Origin of the sequence: Pseudomonas lundensis (assembly GCF_001042985.1) — a bacterium.
Taxonomy (GTDB): Bacteria; Pseudomonadota; Gammaproteobacteria; order Pseudomonadales; family Pseudomonadaceae; genus Aquipseudomonas; species Aquipseudomonas lundensis.
Genome location: NZ_JYKY01000033.1, coordinates 26,548 through 42,936, shown reverse-complemented (window position 1 = coordinate 42,936; position 16,389 = coordinate 26,548). Strand labels below are relative to the sequence as shown.

18 protein-coding genes are annotated in these 16,389 nt (G+C 55.2%); 12 read left to right on the top strand and 6 right to left on the bottom strand.

Going from position 1 to position 16,389, the window contains the following annotated elements:
• The 5 genes from TU74_RS20420 to TU74_RS20400 form a co-directional block, all read right to left on the bottom strand.
• Window positions 1-1,169 (bottom strand): hypothetical protein (locus TU74_RS20420; RefSeq protein WP_193790973.1); only part of this gene is annotated, 1,169 nt, incomplete at its 3' end.
• Between the two features lie 16 nt (window positions 1,170-1,185).
• On the bottom strand, window positions 1,186-1,455 hold the full coding sequence (locus TU74_RS20415; RefSeq protein WP_048377498.1) for a WXG100 family type VII secretion target: 270 nt from the start codon (window positions 1,453-1,455) through the stop codon (window positions 1,186-1,188).
• Entirely contained in the window at window positions 1,455-2,192 is a 738-nt protein-coding gene (locus TU74_RS20410; protein ID WP_048377497.1) for a vWA domain-containing protein, read from the bottom strand. The genes TU74_RS20415 and TU74_RS20410 overlap by 1 nt, the downstream gene beginning before the upstream one ends.
• Window positions 2,193-2,377: 185 nt before the next feature.
• Window positions 2,378-3,388 carry a helix-turn-helix transcriptional regulator gene (locus TU74_RS20405; RefSeq protein ID WP_048377502.1) on the bottom strand — a complete coding sequence of 337 codons (1,011 nt, stop codon included), beginning with the start codon at window positions 3,386-3,388 and terminating at the stop codon, window positions 2,378-2,380.
• Between the two features lie 873 nt (window positions 3,389-4,261).
• The gene (locus TU74_RS20400) at window positions 4,262-5,716 is read right to left on the bottom strand and encodes a tyrosine-type recombinase/integrase (RefSeq protein WP_048377496.1); all 1,455 of its coding nucleotides are present in this window, start codon (window positions 5,714-5,716) and stop codon (window positions 4,262-4,264) included.
• Between the two features lie 442 nt (window positions 5,717-6,158).
• Between TU74_RS20400 and TU74_RS20395 the strand changes: the two genes are divergently transcribed.
• Window positions 6,159-6,509, top strand: coding sequence for an ArsR/SmtB family transcription factor (locus tag TU74_RS20395; RefSeq protein WP_048377495.1), 351 nt, complete (start codon window positions 6,159-6,161; stop codon window positions 6,507-6,509).
• 36 nt (window positions 6,510-6,545) lie between these two features.
• Window positions 6,546-7,604: a flavin-containing monooxygenase gene (locus tag TU74_RS20390; protein ID WP_048377494.1), complete on the top strand. Its 1,059-nt coding sequence runs from the start codon at window positions 6,546-6,548 to the stop codon at window positions 7,602-7,604.
• A gap of 41 nt (window positions 7,605-7,645) precedes the next feature.
• On the opposite strand, the gene TU74_RS20385 is transcribed toward TU74_RS20390, so the two are convergent.
• A complete protein-coding gene (locus tag TU74_RS20385; RefSeq protein ID WP_048377493.1) occupies window positions 7,646-8,848 on the bottom strand; it encodes an MFS transporter in 1,203 nt (400 codons plus the stop codon).
• Window positions 8,849-8,986: 138 nt separating this feature from the next.
• Here TU74_RS20385 and TU74_RS20380 point away from each other — a divergent pair, with 138 nt between their 5' ends.
• From TU74_RS20380 to TU74_RS20335, 10 genes are all read left to right on the top strand, one after another.
• Window positions 8,987-9,484, top strand: coding sequence for a MarR family winged helix-turn-helix transcriptional regulator (locus TU74_RS20380; RefSeq protein ID WP_048377492.1), 498 nt, complete (start codon window positions 8,987-8,989; stop codon window positions 9,482-9,484).
• Between the two features lie 64 nt (window positions 9,485-9,548).
• On the top strand, window positions 9,549-10,052 hold the full coding sequence (locus TU74_RS20375; protein WP_048377491.1) for an arsinothricin resistance N-acetyltransferase ArsN1 family A: 504 nt from the start codon (window positions 9,549-9,551) through the stop codon (window positions 10,050-10,052).
• 11 nt (window positions 10,053-10,063) lie between these two features.
• The gene (locus TU74_RS20370; protein ID WP_048377490.1) at window positions 10,064-11,419 is read left to right on the top strand and encodes an FAD-dependent oxidoreductase; all 1,356 of its coding nucleotides are present in this window, start codon (window positions 10,064-10,066) and stop codon (window positions 11,417-11,419) included.
• Between the two features lie 321 nt (window positions 11,420-11,740).
• Complete coding sequence (locus TU74_RS24810) at window positions 11,741-12,154, top strand: arsenate reductase ArsC (RefSeq protein WP_046056646.1); 414 nt, start codon at window positions 11,741-11,743, stop codon at window positions 12,152-12,154.
• Window positions 12,155-12,163: 9 nt separating this feature from the next.
• Window positions 12,164-12,535 (top strand): metalloregulator ArsR/SmtB family transcription factor, encoded by a 372-nt coding sequence (locus tag TU74_RS24805; RefSeq protein ID WP_048377489.1) that lies wholly within the window; start codon window positions 12,164-12,166, stop codon window positions 12,533-12,535.
• Window positions 12,536-12,562: 27 nt separating this feature from the next.
• A complete protein-coding gene (locus TU74_RS20355) occupies window positions 12,563-13,033 on the top strand; it encodes an arsenate reductase ArsC (protein WP_048377488.1) in 471 nt (156 codons plus the stop codon).
• A 17-nt stretch (window positions 13,034-13,050) separates the two neighbouring features.
• Window positions 13,051-14,124 carry an ACR3 family arsenite efflux transporter gene (gene arsB / locus TU74_RS20350; protein ID WP_048377487.1) on the top strand — a complete coding sequence of 358 codons (1,074 nt, stop codon included), beginning with the start codon at window positions 13,051-13,053 and terminating at the stop codon, window positions 14,122-14,124.
• Window positions 14,117-14,833, top strand: a complete 717-nt coding sequence (arsH, locus tag TU74_RS20345; protein ID WP_048377486.1) for an arsenical resistance protein ArsH — start codon at window positions 14,117-14,119, stop codon at window positions 14,831-14,833. Before arsB ends, arsH begins: the two co-directional genes overlap by 8 nt.
• 12 nt (window positions 14,834-14,845) lie before the next feature.
• Window positions 14,846-15,358 (top strand): phosphatase domain-containing putative toxin, encoded by a 513-nt coding sequence (locus TU74_RS20340; protein ID WP_048377485.1) that lies wholly within the window; start codon window positions 14,846-14,848, stop codon window positions 15,356-15,358.
• A 23-nt stretch (window positions 15,359-15,381) separates the two neighbouring features.
• Window positions 15,382-16,386 (top strand): ArsJ-associated glyceraldehyde-3-phosphate dehydrogenase, encoded by a 1,005-nt coding sequence (locus TU74_RS20335; RefSeq protein ID WP_048377484.1) that lies wholly within the window; start codon window positions 15,382-15,384, stop codon window positions 16,384-16,386.
• Window positions 16,387-16,389 lie beyond the last annotated feature (3 nt).

Below are 16,389 nucleotides of genomic sequence, written 5' to 3'. Positions count from 1 at the left end.
TGCGATTCTTCATGTACTACAACCGCACCAGGCTCCACAGCTACAACAACTACCTGTCGCCAATAGCCATGGAGCAAAAAGCGGCATAAGCACCGTAAATGGTGTCCGGGATTACTTGACCAGTTCAGCGAGCCTCCCACAGGAGCTCCCATGCCCTCGCCACGTCCCAAAATGATCGGGACTCGTAAGTCGGTTATCAGTAGATCTGTTTTTGTGTAGCGTCCATCGTCGCCAACGAACGTGCGACCTTGTGTCTCGATTCGTCCGCCCAGAGGTGCAAGTGCGTGCCGCGCTATTTGCTCCCCAAATTCACCACTCAGATGTATACGAGCCTTGCGTGCGACGATGTTGCGCTCGGCGTCGCCCTTCGCGTCTGCCCATTGGCCGCGATAGCGGTCAACCAGTTTCCGATACCCAGGGTTGCGGTCGTATAGATAGTCCTGAAGCATCCGTTGATGTTCTGACGACAGGTTCATCCGGTCTCGCAATATGTCCGGTGTGATGGGGCCGCCCTGTTGAGTGGGGTCCCATTTCAGCCAGGCATGAAACTGTCCAGCGGACGGATTCGTCGCCAGGTATGCATTCAGTGCCTGTTGTGCGGCAGTCAACCGAGCAGTGCCAACTTCAACAGCCCGGCCGACAGATGCCAGCCGTGCATTGCATTCCTGTTGAGCCTGTACCAGCGTTTGTTCCGCCATCGCTTGCGCCTGTCTCGCGAGTTCCAGGCGCTGTTCCATCGCTTGACGATTTTCCGTGGCTAGCTCGAAATCTGCTTTTGCTTGTTCCAGCATGCCTTGAGCCTGCTCGACATCGGCTTCGAAGTCAGCAACGCAAGCGTACTCATCGGAGCAGTCGGGATGAGTTTCATCATCATCACTCGGTTGAGAAAGGCAGGCCGACAGCGAATATTGGGCGGAATCGAGCGCACTTTGACTGCTGGCCAACGCCTCCTGAGCGTCATCAACTTCTTGCTGCACTGCCTGCTCTTGCCGGGTGGCACTGTCCAACAAGCTCTCGCTGTTCTGTGTTTCGTCGCGAGCTTCTTCGGATTTCTGTTCCGCAAAAGCGATCTGTTCGCGGCATGAGGATTCCAGTACCTCGAGTACGGACTGCAATCCGCGCACGAGGTCTTCCAGATTCTCCACTTGTCCAATTGAAACCTGTGCCATTGCGACTCCCGCGCCCCTAGCTTTGCAAGTAATCGCGCAGGCGTGAGGCAAGTGCGTTCAAGTACGGAACCTGCTCTGTCACGTTGGCATCGAACTGATGCAGCTGCTGGAGGAGCGCGTTGTACTCTTCTTCAAACTGCGCTCGTTTATCGTCCTGCCAAGTGTCACCGAGCGAAGCGAATGCACCGTTAAGGCTGCTGACGGCATCGTTGAGTGAATCAGTGAACTGTTGCAACGAATACGCAAAGCGCTCGAGTTCGTCCGGGTCTGCGATTGCCTGTGCCATTACCAATATCCTCCATCTTCATCCGAGGATTTCGGTGTCACCGATTTCACATGCTCCTGCCGAGCGTCGATCGTGGCTGGCTGGATATCAATGACGCTCGCATCAGGCAGGATATTCGGCGTCTGTGACTTTGTGCGAATGGTCACCGACATGGTGACGAACTTGAAGAAATCCCGTAGCTGTTTAGCGTTCTCGGAGTAGAAGAGAACGTTCGCAGTACCTTCAATGAATTTTCCGAGTACAGCCTCGTCTGCACCGGCACCGATGGCCATCGCCATGCGGTCGCATTTTGCGGAGCGTCCATCGTTGACGAACGCATTCAACGGGCCTTCCCAATCGTCGCTCGGCTGCCCATCGGAGACCAACACAACCGTGGGGCGATAGGCGCGTGATGGCACGACATCCTTATCCTCAATCATCGCTTTCGCCATCTTGAGGGCGACACCGAGCGGCGTCATCCCACCCGCTGAAAGGTCCTGCCAACGGATGTCGCCAGCACTGATCAGCGGCTGATGCAGCTCGACTTGTGCACCGAAAGTGATGATCGAAACCCAGATTTCAGTCTCACCGCTCTCTGTGTCCTGGAACACATTGAGCATATCGCGTACAGCATCATTCAAACTGTGGATTTTTCCTTCGCTCTCCATGCTGCCGCTGATATCGAGCAACAGAATTACCGGCACCGGTTTGGCTTTCGGTACCGTGAATTTCGACGGATCGAATGGGGTGTTGCTCATAGACAAGACTCCTTGAGAATTAATGAAATGGGTTGGCTGGTCGCCATGCCGCCACGTTGTTCACTGCCAGGCACCCAGAGAAACAAGTAACGGTAGGATTTCCCGAGGCTTATCCATGGGGATTGCTCAGGTGTAATCCTTGAAGCGTTATCGGATGAGCAACGATGGTGTCCAATGCGGGTCAACTAGGCCTCCCGATAGAGCGTCAGCATCGCGCTCACTCGTTGACGGATTTCCTCGACCCAGACCTGCGGGGCATGGACACGAATGTTGTCGTTCAAGCCGAAGATCCACCACAGCGTTTCGCGATCCAGTGGTACCCACGCGTGCAGGCGTTTCCAGGTGTTGGAAGGAATATCGCTGAGCGTCTGTCTGTGACTCAGTGGTGTCTCGTCGAGGAGGAAGGCAATCTGCGGATGAACATCCGCAACCAACTCCACCTGGGTGTCGGTCTGGCGATGGCTGAATATGCCACTCGCGATGTAATCGTCGACATCGAAGCCAGCGTGCAGCACCGCGGGTTCGTCGAGCACGTGCATATGCTGGATACGATGCAGCGCGAATTGACGCAGGTCGTCATAGCCATCCACGGATGCCAGCAAGTAGCTGATGGCATGCCGCGATACCAAACCGGCGGGATGCAAGCGAAACTGCTTGAGTTCGCTTTTGCTTCGGCTCCGATAGGAAACCTCCAGTTGCCTTCGCTCCAGTAAGGCAGCAGACACCTGCGCCCACACCTCGGGAGCAATCGCAGCAGGCAGTAAGGTTTTTCCGTTGGGGATCGCTCGAACCCGTCGCGCCCAATCGGCCAATCCGTTGTGGCCGAGATCACCAAGGAAATTACGCGCTCGTCTGAACTGTGGACCTAGCTGGGCCAAAACAGTCTGGGGCAGCAGGTTGTTCAAATGACTTTCCGAGAGATACAGCGCCAATGCCGTGGAGGCATCCATGTCTTCCAGCTTCAATGGCGCATCACGGGTGAAGCTCCAGCGGAAAGGAACCTCGCTGTCGTTGCACTGTAACGAGAAGGGGATCGACAACCGGTTCAAGTCGCGCTGAATTGAACGCAGGGTCACGGAAAAGCCCCGTTCTCGAAGCTTTTCGAGCAGGGTAGGTGTTGCAATACGCTGCGGCTCGGTGGGGATCAGGCGCAATAATGCGAATAGCCTGAGTAGCGTGTCTTTCGCTTGGGACATGATGACTTCCTTGTTCTGCATCTCCATTGACGAACATCAAACTGGCGTCGATGCTACTCACTTGGATAGCTATGTGCCATCTATATATGGGTTGCATAAGACCAAAGTCTTTCAGCAGCGGCGTATGGAACTTGAGAATGATCGTGGCCCGGTGCCTTGACTCAAGAGGCCGAAGACGGGGCCGTTGCCTGTCGCGCTTGAGTTCGCTGTACTCCCGGTAAAATTCGTAGCTTTTCTTCAGCACCACACACAATCCGATGACAGCAAACAGGTTTTTCATAGTCGGCTTCCCCTAGGCTTTTTTGCTCATTTTCCACGATGGAGCGAAAATCTGTGTCGCGACATTCAAGCTTCACTTGTTGAGGATGAGAAATTCATCGAGGCGGGTTCTGAGAACTTCATGACGGCTCGCCTCTCGGCGCTCAAGCGAAGGGTTGCGGCACTCGGGGCAACTCATACATGTGTCTTGGCTGAGCGCTGCCAAATGGCTATGAGGCAGGATAGTTTCCTTCCAAGAGCAGCAAGCACAGACGAGGGTGAACGGACGCGGAGAGACTGGCATAGCGTTATCCTGCTGGTGACCAATAGCGCTAGGTTGCCGAGTGGGTGCGTCAAAGTGTGTCGCTTGGATTGACTTTCAGTGGGTAGATTGTCGGTGCCGACGCCAAATTGGCCTGGTTGCCGAGATTCACTGACCCAGTCTGATTCCTCGCACCGTTACCTCTTCCAGATTAATGCTGATTTTGAGGTGGGTTCGTCTCACATAGCCACGTGGGGCAATTCGGCATTGGCGTCAACAGGCCGGGATCGATCTGAAGAAAACGCTCGGCGATTTCCACGAAACTATAAGGACTCAGCACTAAAGACACCGACTTATGAAGGCGGTAGGGATCCGGTCGCGGTACACGCTGGAAAAGACATCATCGACACGATCGGTGGGTGCTCGTAGGTTGAGGAAAGAACGGCACTGAGTCGATCGCCCAACAGGTTCCAGGCGAGCTTCTTCTCTTCGGCATAATCGTGATGCAGATAGTGGCGTCTCACCCGGGAGCCAGCCAGCACATGGTTTTGACAGCGATCGATAACATCCAAGCTAACGCCCAAGGCCTGCATCATGGTCGCGCCGGTGCGGCGCAGGTCATGCGGCGTCCAGTCACCGTTCTGGCCGTCGGCTAGCACCAGCGTATCGTCATGGCGCCGTCTTGAAAGGGCTTTGCGGTTTTTAAACCGGGCCTGGCGGTCGCCCACCTGCTTGCTCACCACTTTCACGTCCACATGCCCATCATCCTGCTTGTTGGGAAAGCACCACTGTGAATGTCCTGTCAGGGTCTTGAGTTCCTGAAAGAAATGCAGGGCGAAGGGCGAGAGGAAGACATGGTGGTCTTGTTTCTTGCCTCGGGTACCTTTGACGTTTTCACTGGGTAGGAACCAGGTCTGCTGGTCCAGATCGACATTTTTCCATTCGGCTTGTAGCAACTCACCAATCCGGCACAACGTGCCCAGGCTAATCCAGAGCGCGAGCTGCGTTTCCTTCTTTAGCGGTCGAATGCCGTCGTATTTTTGGCCCGCGGGGAGGGCGTCGTAATCGGCGGTCATTTGCTGGAAGCGGTTGTGCAGTTCCAACAGCTCAGCCGGGGAAAGGATGCGGCTTCTTTCCGCTTCGTAGCTGGCAGGGATCAATGGGGAGATGTCGACCAGCTCAGTCGGATCGCCCTCGATCAATAAGGCCCTCCAGGGCTGACGCTTTCTGGCCCAGTTGAACATCTGAGTGAGGTCGGCGAAGAAACTGATGGCTTGCCGGTGAGCGCCGCGGTTGACCACGGCGCGGATCAGCGCCCGAACATCGTGTTCGGAGACGCTGCTCACCGCGGTCTTGCCGAGTGCTGGCAAAAGGTCCTTGTTAAAGCGTCGTTGCAACTCGGCATTGCCGTCTTTCCGCGCCACGCCATCCAACAGCCAGGCCTTGACCAGATCCTGGACGGTCAGCGTTTGCACCTTCGTCGTTTTTACTTGTTCGGCCTCTACGTTAGCAGCGGCGTATGCCTGTGCCTTGGCGGTTTTCTTTTGCTCGTTGGGATTGACCTGCTCATCAATGAGCGCCCTGGCCTGGTTACGCGCCTTGCGGATGTCCGTCAGGGATTTGCGCGGCCAGGTTCCGCAGGCGTACTCTTTGTTCTGGTCGCCCCAGCGATAACGATAGAAAAAGCTGACCGACACACCGTCCTTGCGGGCTGAGATTCGACCGGCCAGATTGCCATCCTCCCGGAGGATTCGGCCGGCATCGTTGGGAGTCAGCGACTCGAGTTCTTTGATGGTAATTTTGGCCATGAAACGGACTCCCCCTACTTTTACCCCCACAAAAACGTCGGCTCTTGATGGACGTTACTGGATTCTCGTAGCGCAGAACACCGCTGGAGCTCAAGTAAATACTAGCTTAGAAAAATCCAGAGTAAAATTTTGGAAGCTTTCAAGAAGTATGAAAAAGGAGATGGGGTGCTAGGGGTCGAGTGTTCGAATCACTCCGTCCCGACCATATAAATCAAGGGGTTGCGAGACTTTATCTCGCGACCCCTTTTTATTTTCGAGCGTTTTTACCCCTACAAAACGACTGGCTCTCGGTGGAATCTTTACCAACACCACCTGGGGTTACACCCTAAATTGTTGGCTTTCTCGGTGAGTTGGTTACCTTCACGGCACAGCTTTTAGCCTTAGGAGAGGTGCAATTGCAGAGTGTTGACGTGTGCATGGATATGCACATATAGTCGGTTGCATGACTAATCGAATCCTTAACCGAACCCGCGCAATTGACGCTGCAATCGAGTCTCTCGATGGCGCTTTCTTCAAGGCGCTTTGCGAGCCTTCGCGTGTAGCTGTGCTCAAGCGCGTGATGCAACTGGGGCGCGCCGACATCGGAGAGATTGCGGAAGCACTGCCCCAGGAACGCTCAGTTGTTTCCCGGCATCTGCAAGTACTGTTAGAGGCAGGTATCGTCCGCGGTACCAAGGTCAGCAGGCAGATGTTCTACGAGGTGGATGGTCCGGCAGTGGTGACACGCCTCGAAGCCATTCTTCAGCATATGAAAAGCCTCGCCCCATTCTGCTGCCCAGGTACGTCCGGATAGTTTTTTTTGCTCTGTAGTGTGCATGAGTGTGCATATATGAATGTAATAAATGAAATCTTGGATGTCATTGTGATCGGTGCAGGCCAGGCAGGATTAGCGTGCGGTTGGCACTTACAGCAGCAAAACCTTAGGTTCCTGATTTTGGATGCTGAGCGGTCACCGGGAGGGAATTGGCGCAATTACTACGACAGTCTGAAGCTTTTTTCTCCAGCTGCTTACTCGTCATTGCCAGGCATGCGCTTCCCGGCAGAACCTGATCATTACCCGCTTCGTGATGATGTCGTACGCTATCTGGAAGACTATGCAAAGGCATTCAGATTGCCAGTTCGTCAGTACACCCGCGTGCAGCATGTACGAAGAGCGCGCGGGCTGTTTCAGCTTCAAACGGACGATGGAGAAATTTTCTGCTCCAGGGCGCTGGTCGTGTGTACGGGGGGATTCAATCAGCCGTTCATTCCAGATATTCAAGGGCTTCAGGGCTTTCTCGGGCGCAGTTTGCACAGCGCGGAATATCGAAATGCCGAAGGCTTTGGTGATCAACGAGTGGTTGTGGTCGGTGCTGCGAACTCGGCTGTTCAAATTGCTTATGAACTGGCCCATGTGAGCAAAGTCGTGCTGGCAAGCAGGGAGCCAATTCGGTTTTTTCCACAAAAGATACTGGGTCTGGATTTTCATGCGTGGTTGAAATGGTCGGGGTTGGAAAAGACCCGTTGGTTGAATGACCAAAGTACGCCGGTGCTTGATGACGGGATCTATCGTCGAGCCCTTAAGAAAAAGTTGTTCGAGCGTAAGCCGATGTTCGAGGCGATAACACCAACCGGCGTGATCTGGGCTGATGGGCAGCACACTGAAGCCGATAGCCTGGTGTTTGCTACCGGATTTCGCCCGAACTTGGAATTTTTGAGCGGGTTGGAATGCCCAGGCGATGAATATTGGGCTCATCGTAACGGGCAGGCCGAGCACCTACCTGGGCTGTATTTTGTCGGTCTGCCGAAGCAACGGAACTTTGCTTCAGCGACCCTCAGAGGTGTCGGCCAGGATGCGTCTTACATCATGCCCAGCTTGATGCGATTTGTCCGCGGTATGCCTGTTTAGAAGACAACTTGGCAGTTGACGAATCTCAACCGCAGCAACGTTTAGTCAGTGCGTCGAGTCGTTGGAAGGCGCCAGCTGGCGATGAAGCACAGCAAAACCAAACCGCACATAACGACAAGCAGTGCCGAGGCTCCAAAGTTCTGCAAAACAAATGCGGCGGCTATCGGGCCGCCGGCCTGGGCCACGAGTACCGGCCTGGCGAGAAGCCCCATTCTCGCTCCGTAGCCTTGCGGGGCAAACAGCGCCAAGGGGAGGGTGCCGCGAGCGATCGTTAGGATGCCGTTGCCTGCGCCGTAGAGTGCGATCGCCACGAAGGCCATCCAGGGCATCCCTGAGATCAATAATCCCAACCCGACCAGGCATAGAAACACACCGACCCGCGCTGACCAGGTCGGGTGGAGATTTCTGCCTATGGAAAACTCTGCCACCCGTGCCAAGACTTGCGAGGGACCAATCACCATGCCGATGGCCAAGGCCACAGCGGTCGCGATTCCCAGCTGCTTGAGGACATTAAGCAGGTGTACTGAGATACCTGATACGACCAGCGCTAGAACCGTCAGCATGGCGCCAATCAATAAGAATAGATAATTGGTGGTCTTGGGGTGAAGCTCGGACGCGCTGGGTGATTCTGTTATGACGGGGTGGGGTGGTTGTTTTGTGCTTCCAGGAATCAACAGCGAGTGGATGGGTAGCCCAATCAAGAGATGAGCAGCCGCGAGAACAAAGCAGGCGTTTCTCCAGCCGATCCAACTTTCCAGTCCTGCGATCACCGGCCAACCTATGGTACTGGCGAACCCACCTAACAAGGTCAGCCCGGTAATTGACGTTCGAGCCCCTTCGCCGAACAGTCGTCCCAGGGTTGAGAAGGCTGCGTCGTATAAACCCGCCGCCATGGCAACACCGATCAACGTCCAGGCGACATAGTAAGTGGCAACGTTGCCCGCCAGTCCCATTAGTAGCATGCCGAGAGCCAGCAGCAGTGAACTGGCCGCTAGGACAGAGCGTCCGCCGTGGCGGTCAATCTGACGACCAACGGCCGGCGAGGAGGCTCCCGCTACCAAAAGTCCCCAGGACAGACCGCCCACCACATTGGTGATGGACCATCCCGTCTCTTTGGCTATCGGAGACGCAAGCACTGCGGGCAAGTAGTAGGTCGAACCCCAGGCGAGAATTTGAGTAAAACCCATCGCCCATACGAGTCTGGAGCGATTGATCGGGGGATGGATCTGTTCTGGAAGTGTCATGACCGACGTGCTCATTTTTTTGTTGTCAGTAACAACAAGCTATCGCCTTCCTTTGGTTATCGTCAACCGAGAGATCGGTGTTGACGCTTTCGGGATACCAGGATTATTGTTGCAGCTAACAACTAATTTGTGACGGTTATGACGAAGCGTAAAAACGATCAGTTGACTCAGGATTCCGAGGACCTATACGAAGCGTTGAATCAGTTGGTTCGCGTCCATCAGTTCCGTGATCGTGATCGGATTTGCTGTTACGACGTATCGGTCACCCAATGCTATGCCGTCGAGACGCTGGTCAAAAGGGGCGCACTGCGCCTTCAGGTTTTGGCCGAAGAAATGTTCTTGGACAAGAGCACGGCGAGTCGAGTGATCGATACCCTGGAACGCAAGGGGTATGTGTCACGTGTTGAGGATGATGAAGATCGGCGTGCAGTACGAATCCAGGCAACGGATGCTGGGCGTGAGCTATACGCGAAAATCAGAGCTGACCTGATTGCAGAGGAGCGAGCGATGATCGAGAACCTCTCAGCTGAGGCTAGGCAGGGAGCGCTGAGTTTACTCAGACAGATTACGCGGGCCACGGAGATTCGCTGCGGGCTCGTGAATGAGTGCTGCCCAGCCGTGAAGAGCAAGGAATGAAAGGGAAGAACTTCCCTTTTTTTGCCAATAATGTTGTTACTACCAACGTAATGGGGCTCCAACAATGCGAGTTCGTTTAGCTGAAACTAAAGACACTGTTTCAATAGCCGCCATCTACAACCAGGGGATCGAGGAGCGTAGCTCTACGTTTGAAACGACTCCTCGAAGCCCGGCAGACATGCTTGATCGCATCAAATCAATGGAGCGCTATCCAGTGTTGGTCATGGTCGATGAGACGGATCAGGTTGTTGGATGGGCAGGACTCAGTAGTTATCGCGCTCGTGCCTGTTACGACGGCATTGCGGATTTTTCCATTTACCTAGATCGCAGTGTTCGCGGCCAGGGGCTAGGCAAACAGTTACTTCAGGCACTGCTGAAAGAAGCCGAAGCTCGCGGATTCTGGAAAGTCCTTTCACGCATTTTTACCTTCAATCACTCCAGCCTCGCATTGTGCGAAGCCTGCGGTTTCCGCCAAGTGGGGGTATATGAAAAACACGCCTGCCTAGAAGGACGTTGGCTCGACTGCGCGATTGTCGAGCGCCTGTTCGCGAACAATCAGCCAACCTGAAGGAGTCGATCATGGATAACACTCACCTTCCCGTCGCCATAATCGGTGCAGGCCCAGTGGGCCTCGCCACAGCCGCTCACCTGCTGGCCAGAGGTATCACTCCGCTGATCCTGGAAGCTGGTCCGGAGGCTGGGGCCAGCATTGAAGAATGGGCGCATGTGAAGATGTTCTCTCCGTGGCAGTTCAATGTGGACAAGGAGGCGGCCAATCTTCTGCTGGCCGATGGTTGGACTCCACCACCGGAGAACGAGTATCCAACGGGTCGTGAACTGCTGGACCGGTTTGTTCGACCTTTCGCCGACCTCGAACAGATCAAGCGTCACTTGCAGTTCAATACCCGTGTTCTGGCAGCCACTCGCGTCGGTCAGGATGTGATGAAGACCCAGGGCAGATCGGCAGCTCCTTTTTTACTGCGTGTCGCAGGGCCGGCGGGTGAACAGGATGTGCTTGCCAGTGCTGTCATTGATGCCTCGGGCACCTACCTGACACCAAACTGGATGGGCGCCCATGGCATCCCTGCATTGGGCGAGATCGAGCATGCAGCGCACATTGCGTACGGCATTCCGGAGGTGCTGGGTCGTGCGCGGAATCGCTATGCCAACAAAAGAGTGCTGGTGGTGGGTGGTGGTCACTCCGCGTTTAACGCCCTACAGGATCTGGTGCGTCTGATTCAGGAGGCACCGCAAACCAAAGTGCTATGGGCGATCCGGGGTAATTCTCTTGAGCGCATTCTGGGTGGTGGTGCGAATGATCAATTGGAAGAGCGCGGAAAGCTCGGCCTGAAGATTCGCCAATTGCTGAATGACGGCGTGATCGAGCTGTTCAAAAACGTCGCTATTGATCAGGTTGTAGGCAATGGCCAAGGGTTGGTTGTGAAGGCGGGAGACCAGATACTTCCACCTGTGGACCAAATCATTGTGGCGACCGGATTCCGACCTGACATGAGCCTGCTCGCCGAGTTGCGTATCGCACTTGATCCCGCAACTCAAAGCGCAGTGTTGCTCGCTCCAATGATCGATCCCAACGAGCACAGCTGCGGTACGGTCAGACCTCATGGCGCGATAGAACTTGCCCATCCTGAGGAAGGTTTGTTCATTGTTGGGATGAAGAGCTATGGTCGGGCGCCTACGTTCTTGTTGATGACTGGGTATGAGCAAGTTCGCTCTGTCGTCGCGGCGCTGGCGGGTGATTGGGATGCGGCCAAAAGGGTTGAGCTGATCCTCCCGGAAACGGGCATTTGCAACTCGGATTTCGATGAAGTCGATGATCGCTTGAAGGCTTCGGCAAGTCAGACGTCTTGTTGTGGCACCGGAGAGACAATCCTTGAGGCCGCGCCTCGTACCTCGCCGGGTTGTTGCAAAGCCTAGTGCGCAGTAACCGAACCCGCCCTCGATGACCGGGGCGGGTTAGGGGCGACCTTCTTATTTTCTTTTGCACGTCCAGGTAGTCCTTGAACCAAGGAGCGACCTATTTCTGGGTGAGTAACAGATTCATTACAGAAACCATATATGCACCGCCGCAGATATTTGAAGAGACACGGAAGGCTGGCTAGCGCCTTAATACACAGCTTTCATTGAAGGTGCTCGGCGGAGTCCAATCGTTTTGATGGATTAATGGGTCGTTGACTCTTTATCTTGCATGCGGAAAAACATATATTCGTTAAACCGCATATGAGCTGAGGCTTCACAATGACCAGCAAAGCCCGTGTCCTGTTCGTCTGTACTGCCAACGCTGCACGCTCCCAGTTGGCCCAAGCGTTGCTGAGGCATACCGATTCGGAGCATTTCGAGGCGTTCAGCGCCGGCACAACTCCAACTCAGGTAGATCCGCGCACCTTCGAGGCGCTTTCACACATCGGTGTGAGCACCGAAGGATTACGTAGCAAGTCGATAGACGAATTCCGTGGTGAGCGTTTCGATTACGTCATCACCTTGTGTGATAAAGCCGCAGCGGAATGCCTGTCTTTACCTGGAGCGGGTGAGGCATTGGCCTGGAGTTTTGAAGACCCGGTCACCAGCACCAAACCCGATGCCTTCCGTCACACCCTTCACGAAATTCATGAGCGCATCAAGATGTTCGTCTTGGTCAAAAACAAACACTGAGAAAACGATATGGCTGACCATCTGACACCGACCACTGTTTTCAAATGCCTTGCTGACGACACTCGGGTCCGCACGATGATGCTCATCACCCGTGAAGGAGAGTTTTGTGTTTGCGAGCTGACCTGCGCGTTGAACGAGAGTCAGCCGAAAATCTCCAGGCACCTAGCGCAACTGCGTACTTGCGGCCTGTTGTCGGACCGTCGGCAAGGCCAATGGGTGTATTACCGACTGCACCCGAATCTCCCTGATTGGGTTCATCAAGTGCTGACCACCGTGCTGGAAAGCAACAAGCACTGGTTGAGCCCTGATGCCAAACGCCTTGATGAAATGGGTGACCGTCCTGAACGGGCAGCCGTGTGCTGTGAAAGCAAAATCGCCTGATTCCGCCTTCGACTACGAGATCGCTCGATGAAAATCCTGTTCCTCTGCACTGCCAATAGCTGTCGCAGCATCCTTTGTGAGGCGGTTTTCAATCACTTGGCACCGGAAGGCATGAAAGCCTACAGCGCTGGCAGTCAGCCCAAAGGGGGAGTGCATCCGCTGAGTCTAAAAACGTTGGAGAAAGCAGTTATTTCGACAGACGGATTGTTCAGTAAGTCCAGCGATGTCCATGTGAACCTGGCTCCCGATTTTGTCATCACGGTGTGCGACAAGGCTGCCGGTGAGGCCTGCCCGGTATTTTTCGGACCGGCCACCAAGGCCCACTGGGGGCTGGCTGACCCTTCGGAATACCACGGAACTCAAGCAGAGATCGAGGCGGCTTTTGAAGCCACGTTGGAGCAGATCAGAACCCGTATTGAAGCCTTCCTGGCTTTACCGCATTCCCAACTGAATGCCGAACAGCTCAAGGCAGAGCTGGCCCTGATTAGCACGCTGTAACCACAGGAGCAATGATCATGAGTAAAAGCCGCCTTTCCTTCCTGGACCGATACCTGACCCTGTGGATTTTTCTCGCCATGGCCTTGGGCATCGGTTTGGGGAGCCTGTTCGAAGGCAGGCCGCAGTGGCTCAACAGTCTTTCCGTGGGCACAACCAACATACCCATCGCTATTGGCTTGATCGTGATGATGTATCCGCCTCTGGCCAAGGTTCGTTATGAGGAGCTGCCGGAAGTCTTCAAGGACAAGCGCATCCTCGTTTTGTCCTTGGTCCAGAACTGGGTCATCGGCCCGGTGTTGATGTTCGCGCTGGCGATCATCTTCTTGCGGGACCAGCCGGAATACATGACCGGCCTGATCCTGATCGGCTTGGCTCGTTGCATCGCGATGGTGCTGGTCTGGAATCAGATCGCAGGTGGCAACAATCAGTACGTCGCCGGATTGGTGGCGTTCAACAGCATCTTCCAGATCCTGTTTTTCAGCGTGTATGCCTGGATCTTTCTGGGGCTATTGCCGCCGCTGTTCGGGCTGGAAGGCAGTGTGATCGAGACCAGCTTTGTCACCATTGCCGAGTCGGTTCTGATCTATCTGGGTGTGCCGTTCCTGGCGGGATTTCTTACCCGCAAGATTCTCATCGCCCGTAAAGGCGAGGCTTGGTTCCAGGAACGCTTCATTCCCAAGATCAGCCCGCTGACGCTGGTGGCGCTGCTGTTGACCATCGTGGCCATGTTCAGCCTCAAGGGGGATGTGGTGCTGCAATTGCCGTTGGATGTATTGCGCATCGCGATCCCTCTGACGATCTACTTCGTGGTGATGTTTTTCATTAGCTTCTGGATGGGCAAGCTGCTCAAGGCTGACTACCCGCGCACCACCGCATTGGCTTTCACAGCCGCGAGCAACAACTTCGAACTGGCAATTGCCGTGGCCATTGCCACCTTCGGCCTGGCTTCTCCGGTCGCTTTTGCCACGGTGATTGGTCCGCTGGTGGAAGTACCGGTACTTATTTCTCTGGTCGGTGTGGCCCTTTGGTTGAAACGCCGCTGGTTCGATGAATCCAAGAGCGCCATTGCGCAGGACAAAGACTATGTTTGATGACCCTATCCCCCAACTCGATACCGAACTGGTTGATCTCCCATCGACAGACAAACTCGGTATCGAAAAGACCTCCATCCACAAGCCGCGCATTTTGCTGCTGTACGGATCGACCCGTGAGCGCTCCTTCAGTCGCCTTTTGGTAGAGGAAGCGGCTCGACTGCTGGAGCATTTCGGCGCCGAGGCGCGGATTTTCAATCCGTCAGGTTTGCCGCTGCCAGATGACGCACCCGACGATCATCTACGTGTGAAGGTGCTGCGCGAGCTGATGCTGTGGTCCGAGGGGCAGGTCTGGTGCTCTCCAGAGCGTCACGGTTCCATGAGCGCAGTGTTCAAAGCGCAGATTGATTGGGTGCCACTGGCGATGGGCGCGGTACGCCCGACCCAGGGAAAAACCCTCGCGGTCATGCAGGTATGCGGTGGCTCGCAGTCGTTCAACGTGGTCAATCAGCTGCGAGTGCTGGGACGTTGGATGCGCATGTTCACCATCCCCAACCAGTCCTCCGTGCCGAAGGCCTATATGGAGTTCGACGATAACGGCCGGATGAAACCTTCTCCGTTCTACGACCGTGTCGTTGATGTGATGGAAGAGTTGGTGAAATTCACGCTGCTGCTTCGCGACCGCCAGGACTATCTGGTGGATCGTTATTCCGAGCGCAAAGAGTCGGCGGAAGAACTTATGAAACGTGTCAATCAGCGCTCCATCTGAGGATTTTTAGCCGTGCAACAACACCCATATTCCGTACTGTCGCTGGCACAGTTCAATGGTCAATTGATCTTCACCCCGTGTCCAGGCACGAAGGGCACCAAGCCTTTCGAGGCGCTGCAAACCCTCAAGGAAGCGGGGGCCTCGGCCTTGCTGACGCTGATGCCGACCGAAGAGTTGCTTCAAAACGAGATCGACCTGCTGCCGGAAGAATGCCAAATGCTAGGCATCGAGTGGTTTCACCTGCCAGTAGAAGACGATCAAGCGCCTGGCGAAGCATTCAAAGCCGCATGGGAACAGCATCATCCGCGACTCCAGCAGTTGCTGACCGAAGGGAAAACCATTGCCATCCATTGCAAGGGCGGCTCGGGCCGTACCGGTTTGATCGCGGCTCAACTGTTGATCGAAAGCGGTGTGCCATTCAGCGATGCCATCCGCGATGTTCAGTCGTTGCGTCCGCGGGCCATCCAGCATCCAGCCCACATTGAATACATCGGCCAGTTCGACACTCAGTCGAACTCTCACTGACAACAGATACAGAGCACAACAACATGACTATCAAAGTTGGCATCAATGGTTTTGGCCGGATCGGTCGCCTCGCTCTGCGAGCCGCCTGGAACTGGCCGGAGTTTGAGTTCGTGCAGATCAACGATCCGGCAGGCGATGCAGTAACCCATGCGCACCTGATCAATTTCGACTCGGTGCATGGTCGTTGGCACAACGAAGCCAGCGCTGAAGGCGATCAGGTGGTCATTGGCGGCAAGCGCATCAAGGTCACCGCGAACAAAGCGATTGCGGACACCGACTGGTCGGGCTGCGATCTGGTGATCGAGGCCAGCGGCAAGATGAAAACCGTGGCGGTGTTGCAGGCTTACCTCGACCAAGGCGTGAAGCGTGTGGTGGTCTGCGCTCCGGTGAAGGAAAAAGGGGCATTGAACGTCGTCATGGGCGTCAACCATCAGCTGTTCAAGCCGGCTGAACATCGAATCGTCACCGCTGCTTCTTGCACCACAAACTGTCTGGCGCCAGTGGTGAAAGTGATCCACGAAAAGCTGGGCATTCGCCACGGTTCGATCACCACCATCCACGACCTGACCAACACCCAAAGCATTCTCGATCAGCCGCACAAGGATCTGCGTCGTGCGCGTGCTTCGGGGATGAGTTTGATTCCGACCAGCACCGGCTCGGCCACCGCCATCGCCGAAATTTTCCCGGAGCTGCGTGGACGACTGAATGGTCACGCCGTACGCGTGCCGCTAGCCAACGCTTCGCTGACTGACTGTGTCTTCGAGGTCGAGCGCGCCACGACCGTCGAAGAAGTGAATCAACTCCTCAAGCACGCTGCCGAGAACGAGCTGAAAGACATCCTCGGTTTCGAGACGCGTCCGTTGGTGTCCATCGACTACCGTACTGACCCGCGCTCATCGATCATCGATGCGCTGTCGACCATGGTTATCAATGGCACCCAGGTCAAACTTTACGCCTGGTACGACAACGAGTGGGGCTATGCCAACCGTACCGTCGAACTGGCCAAAATGGTTGGTCTGGCAGTCTAAGGA

What these genes read in the sequence shown, in the direction of transcription:
- arsB (WP_048377487.1), top strand. Translation starts at nt 13,051, where the DNA reads ATGAGTAAAAGCCGCCTTTCCTTCCTGGACCGATACCTGACCCTGTGG.
- TU74_RS20400 (WP_048377496.1), bottom strand. Translation starts at nt 5,716, where the DNA reads ATGGCCAAAATTACCATCAAAGAACTCGAGTCGCTGACTCCCAACGAT.
- TU74_RS20405 (WP_048377502.1), bottom strand. Translation starts at nt 3,388, where the DNA reads ATGTCCCAAGCGAAAGACACGCTACTCAGGCTATTCGCATTATTGCGC.
- TU74_RS20390 (WP_048377494.1), top strand. Translation starts at nt 6,546, where the DNA reads ATGAATGTAATAAATGAAATCTTGGATGTCATTGTGATCGGTGCAGGC.
- TU74_RS24805 (WP_048377489.1), top strand. Translation starts at nt 12,164, where the DNA reads ATGGCTGACCATCTGACACCGACCACTGTTTTCAAATGCCTTGCTGAC.
- TU74_RS20355 (WP_048377488.1), top strand. Translation starts at nt 12,563, where the DNA reads ATGAAAATCCTGTTCCTCTGCACTGCCAATAGCTGTCGCAGCATCCTT.
- TU74_RS20410 (WP_048377497.1), bottom strand. Translation starts at nt 2,192, where the DNA reads ATGAGCAACACCCCATTCGATCCGTCGAAATTCACGGTACCGAAAGCC.
- TU74_RS24810 (WP_046056646.1), top strand. Translation starts at nt 11,741, where the DNA reads ATGACCAGCAAAGCCCGTGTCCTGTTCGTCTGTACTGCCAACGCTGCA.
- TU74_RS20375 (WP_048377491.1), top strand. Translation starts at nt 9,549, where the DNA reads ATGCGAGTTCGTTTAGCTGAAACTAAAGACACTGTTTCAATAGCCGCC.
- TU74_RS20415 (WP_048377498.1), bottom strand. Translation starts at nt 1,455, where the DNA reads ATGGCACAGGCAATCGCAGACCCGGACGAACTCGAGCGCTTTGCGTAT.
- TU74_RS20335 (WP_048377484.1), top strand. Translation starts at nt 15,382, where the DNA reads ATGACTATCAAAGTTGGCATCAATGGTTTTGGCCGGATCGGTCGCCTC.
- TU74_RS20380 (WP_048377492.1), top strand. Translation starts at nt 8,987, where the DNA reads ATGACGAAGCGTAAAAACGATCAGTTGACTCAGGATTCCGAGGACCTA.
- arsH (WP_048377486.1), top strand. Translation starts at nt 14,117, where the DNA reads ATGTTTGATGACCCTATCCCCCAACTCGATACCGAACTGGTTGATCTC.
- TU74_RS20395 (WP_048377495.1), top strand. Translation starts at nt 6,159, where the DNA reads ATGACTAATCGAATCCTTAACCGAACCCGCGCAATTGACGCTGCAATC.
- TU74_RS20385 (WP_048377493.1), bottom strand. Translation starts at nt 8,848, where the DNA reads ATGACACTTCCAGAACAGATCCATCCCCCGATCAATCGCTCCAGACTC.
- TU74_RS20370 (WP_048377490.1), top strand. Translation starts at nt 10,064, where the DNA reads ATGGATAACACTCACCTTCCCGTCGCCATAATCGGTGCAGGCCCAGTG.